Annotated in this window: 5 protein-coding genes; 2 read left to right on the plus strand and 3 right to left on the minus strand. The window is 67.3% G+C overall.

What is annotated here, in order from left to right:
• Nucleotides 1-77: 77 nt before the first annotated feature.
• Both ACN6LM_RS37610 and ACN6LM_RS37615 read right to left on the minus strand, forming a co-directional pair.
• On the minus strand, nt 78-1205 hold the full coding sequence (locus ACN6LM_RS37610; RefSeq protein ID WP_445069917.1) for a ParB/RepB/Spo0J family partition protein: 1128 nt from the start codon (nt 1203-1205) through the stop codon (nt 78-80).
• A gap of 426 nt (nt 1206-1631) precedes the next feature.
• Nucleotides 1632-1802, minus strand: coding sequence for a hypothetical protein (locus ACN6LM_RS37615; RefSeq protein ID WP_445069918.1), 171 nt, complete (start codon nt 1800-1802; stop codon nt 1632-1634).
• A 242-nt stretch (nt 1803-2044) separates the two neighbouring features.
• On the opposite strand from ACN6LM_RS37615, the gene ACN6LM_RS37620 reads away from it, so the two are divergent.
• Together ACN6LM_RS37620 and ACN6LM_RS37625 are read left to right on the plus strand one after the other, a co-directional pair.
• Complete coding sequence (locus tag ACN6LM_RS37620) at nt 2045-2578, plus strand: hypothetical protein (RefSeq protein ID WP_445069919.1); 534 nt, start codon at nt 2045-2047, stop codon at nt 2576-2578.
• Nucleotides 2579-2582: 4 nt separating this feature from the next.
• On the plus strand, nt 2583-3365 hold the full coding sequence (locus ACN6LM_RS37625; protein ID WP_445069920.1) for a hypothetical protein: 783 nt from the start codon (nt 2583-2585) through the stop codon (nt 3363-3365).
• Here ACN6LM_RS37625 and ACN6LM_RS37630 read toward each other — a convergent pair.
• Nucleotides 3362-4268 (minus strand): recombinase family protein (locus ACN6LM_RS37630; RefSeq protein WP_445069921.1); only part of this gene is annotated, 907 nt, incomplete at its 5' end. The two genes, ACN6LM_RS37625 and ACN6LM_RS37630, sit on opposite strands and share 4 nt — an antisense overlap.

A 4268-nucleotide genomic window follows, 5' to 3' on the forward strand; every position in this document is an offset into this window, starting at 1 on the left:
GCCCCGTATGCCGGGGCGCGCCCACCGCGCTGCCAGGGGGAGGGAGGGGGCGCGGTCACCGCCGCGCCCCCTCCGCCCTACTTCGCCGCCTCGGCCTTCTTGGCGGGCGTCCGGCGCGTTGCGCCCTTGGCCGCTGTGCCGGTCCGCTGCGCCGGGGCCGCGGGCTTGGCCGCCGACTTCCTGGCCACCGGCTTCGGCTTGACCTCGCCCTCCGGCTTGGCCTCGGCCTTGACCTCCGGCTTGGCCTGCTGCTTGGCCTCGGCCGCCTCCTGCTGGACCTCGACCGCGGTCTTGTTGAACTCCGCTTCCATGGCCCGCTGGATGCCCTGGGCCTTGCTCAGCATGTTCTTCACCATCTGGACCTTGGCGTGCAGGCGGGTGACGACGCGCAAGTGGCGGGCGAGGTCGTCACCGAGGATGACGGCCAGGTCCTCGGGCTTCTTCTTGGCCAGGTCCTCCAGCAGCGGGATCAGGACGTCCTCCGCCTTGCCGAGGCCGTCCTTCGCCTTCGCCTTGGCCACCTTGCGCTTCTCCGCCTCCTCCTCGGTGGGCGGCTGCTCATTGGTGAGGGAGGTCTGCTGCTCGACGTTCTTGAGGCCGTTGGCGAAGTGCTGGGCCTCGGCCTCGCTGTCGAAGTCGCCACGCACGTAGCGCGAGGCTGCGATCATCTGGTTGCCCGGGTTCAGCTGGGCTATGTGCCAGGCCAGGTTGTTCTTGATCAGGCCCTTGTCGACCATCTCGGCCACCTCGGGGCGCAGGGTGAGCAGACCCAGCCTCCAGGTGATGTGAGTCTCGGTCTTGCCGAACTGCTTGGCGATCTTGACCGGCTCCCATCCGGCGGCCGTGAGGTCGGCGTACGCACCGGCCTCCTCCATGATCGTCATGTCCGCCCGGTTCACGTTCTCCGCGATGCTGAGGACGTAAGCCTGCTCCTCGGAAGCTCCCTCCATGACCTTGGCGGGGACGACCTCCAGGCCGGCTTCCTGGCAGGCCCTCCAGCGTCGCTCGCCCGCGATCAGCATGTAGGGAGCCTTGCCGCCCTCGACCGGCCGCACGACGACCGGCTGGAGGAGGCCGTTCTCCTTGATGCTGCCGGTCAGCTCCTCGTGTGCGGCCGGGGAGAAGTACTTCCGGGGCTGCTCCGGGTTGGGGGCAATCTCCGCGATCTTGAGGTTAATGAATTCGGTCTTCTTGGTGTCGGTCATTTCCCCGCGCCTTCCTTAAGGTGTTTCCCTTTGTTCTTACACTTATATCTTAATGGCAAATACCGCCAAAGCAAGTGGGGAACTCTTTTTAATTCAAGGGAATTCAGAAAGGGGAATTGCATTCCCATTCCTCGAATTGGAATTCAGCGAGTGCGGATACGAGAGAGCCCGCCACGACCAAGCGGTCGCGGCGGGCCGACTCCCGTCACGCACCCCCGACGGCCGCCCATGCGGCCGACTCCTCGCCGGGCGGGGCGCGGGGGGGTCGGCCACCCGGCGAGGAGGAGGGAAGGACGCCGCTCACGCGACGCTGCCGTGCGGGGGTCCTGCGGCTGCTGTACCCCGCCCGGCACGTCAGAACGTACAACAGCGAATCAAGAATGTCACCTATCTCTGACGGGTGATGGGGGCGCCGCCCCAGGATCGTCAGGTCTCACCCCCGCCGCCGCCTCCGTCACGTTTCGGCCTCCACAGGAGCGCCATCGCCTCGACCGTTCTGCGCGCCTCGTCCTGCGCAGCCCTGCTCGGCCCACCGCGCAGGACCCTGGGGGCCTCCTTCGCGATCTCAGCGATCCGCCGTTCATCAACCTCGGACATGGACCCTCCCGTGCGGCGCGAAACGCCGCCTTCGCCCACCCAATAGCGACTCACTCGGGGCGCCCGCCGCACGACGGGCACAGGGGAGCGCGCCGGTGCCTGCATCACCGGGCGACGCTCCGCCGAGAAACTGTGCGACAAACCCTATAACCCCTGCGACCTGCGAGGTACTGTGAGGTTAAGCGGTAGTTACTAGTCGGTCACACGGTCGTGAGCATACGACACAGCCAGAGAAGACGAACTTGAAAGACACCCACGACACTGGGCGGCCCCTGAGCCTGACGGCGAAACTGCTCGTCCTGCTCAGGCTTCGGCGCGACCCCGACGGCTTCACGCCCAGTGCGAGGGACATCTCCGACGCCACCATTGACGGAGAGGGCTCCTCAATCTCGCACGGCCAAGTAGCCAGCCTGCTCAACGGGAAGAGCGGCAATCCGCGACGGTCCACGCTCGATTCCCTGGCCGCCGCCCTGGCCGTGCCGGCAGCCTTCCTCCTGCGAGGAGACGAGTGGGACGACCTCACCGCGCTCACGGTGTACGCCACGAGACCCGAGGCGCGTGAAGTTCTGCGTTTAATGCAGGGACTTGAGGTGCAGGACATTCTTGAAATCAGTACAAGGCTCCAGGAGATCCGTCGCCGGGAGGGACTGTCTCAAGATGTCCCGGCGATCCCCCCACCCCCTCCAGGCGTCGACCAGCCCCGTGAGGGCCGTCCGCGTCGCCGAAGCCTGAACGACGCCGCTGACCGGGCAGCGGATTACCTGGAAGGACGCTGACCACTTGGACGGCCCGATCTTCGGCCTGTGCTCCGTGCTGACCCTTCTCAGCACGGCGATAGCCCTCAGCCGGAGCCTTGTTCAGCACAGACGGGGCAGCAACGCGTTCCCCGTGGCGCGCTGCGCCCACATCATCGCGCTGGTCAGCAGCTTCATCGGCTCCCTGCTGGCGACCCCGGCAGTGGCCGAGCTGGCGGACAGAGCCACCACGACCGAGCTGTCCTCACTCATCTCGGACATCGCCGCGATGATCTTCTGTGCAAGCCTTCAGGTCATGATCATCGACTGGGAGTGCGAGGACCTGCCCCACAGCGTCAACATCGCGTGCCGCATCGCCTTCGTCGTGGTGGTGTCCACCCTGCTGATCTGGCAGTTCCGCCGCGCGAATCTCGCGCAACTCGACATGGATCTGTCCACTTCGTACGCGCAGAGCGAGGCCGTCCGCACCTACCTGCTGACCTACCTGGGCTTCTTCGCTGCCGCAGGGGCCGAGGTGATGATGCGGGCAAGCGCGCTCGCCCTCAGGATGTGGCAGCGAGGCCGCCCGGCGAGCACTGGACTGGCCGTGGCGGCAGTCGGCGCGACCATGGGCGTCGCCTACGCCCTGAGCCGAGGCGGCTACGTCCTCGCCTACGAAAACGGGCACGCCTGGCCGCTGGCGCTTGACAACGTAATCAGCCCCGCACTGGCGGGGCTGTCCATCGTGAGCATCGTCTCCGGGCTGTCGATGGCTGTACTCAGCAACAGCCGCCGCTCAGGCACCCTGCGCGACAGCGTCAACGTCTAGGCAGAGCGCGGCTCCTCAGCGGCGCCCCACTGCCGCCACGTGAAACCGACCCGGTCCGCGTCCACGGTGCGCGAGCCCCTGGACGCGGCGGGGTACACGGCGATCTGCTCCAGCAGAAGGACCACCAGTCCCCTCTTGGCCTTCAAAGGCGCGTGCTTCCACCAGCGCACGAGATCCGGGACAGACCCCACGGGTACATGCTTGACCTGCTTCAGGAACCGGGCCTGCGTCGACGACTCCCGGATCACGTTCGTCAGCTCCCTGTCGGCCGCCTTGAAGGCGGCAAGCGACATCCCTGACCCCGCGGCGTAGTCCTCGCCCAGCTTCTTCTGTCGTCGGCGCGCCGCCGTGACCTGTCTATCCAGTTCCTTCGCCTGGCCGAGCAGTTCGTCGCGCGCAGCGCCGATCAGCTCCGCTACCTCCGGCTTGGCCAGCTCGCCCAAGACCTGTTCCGCGACGTACGTCTCGTACAGGTCCGCATTGATCCGAACCTTGCCGCAGCCACCCGGGTGCTGCGCCGTGCTGGGCGGGCAACGGTGCCCGCGGGCCCCCGCATTCGACGGCGACGCCCCGAGCGTGTGGGCGCACAGGCCGCACACGCTGAGAAGGCCGGAGAGCAGGTACTCCTGCTGGTCACCGCGCCCCTTGTCCGGGTTCCTCTCCTGCCTCATGGCGCGGATGGCCATGAAATCCTCGACAGGGATGATCCGAGGGCCGCCGCTGTCCACCAGCTCGCCGCTCTCGTCCTCCATCAGCCCAGCGATCGCCGGGTGGTGCAGTACGCCGGCCAGGACATCCGGCTTGAACTCGTTGCCCTGAGTGGTGCGGTAACCCTCCTCGCTCATCCACGCCGTGATCGCGGGAAAGCTCTGCGTCTCCAGCCGCCGCGGGGGGGGGGGGGGG

Source organism: Streptomyces sp. SAS_281, assembly GCF_052542855.1.

Excerpts from the sequence above, each read along its gene's own strand:
- ACN6LM_RS37610 (WP_445069917.1), bottom strand. The coding sequence starts at position 1,205 with ATGACCGACACCAAGAAGACCGAATTCATTAACCTCAAGATCGCGGAG.
- ACN6LM_RS37615 (WP_445069918.1), bottom strand. The coding sequence starts at position 1,802 with ATGTCCGAGGTTGATGAACGGCGGATCGCTGAGATCGCGAAGGAGGCC.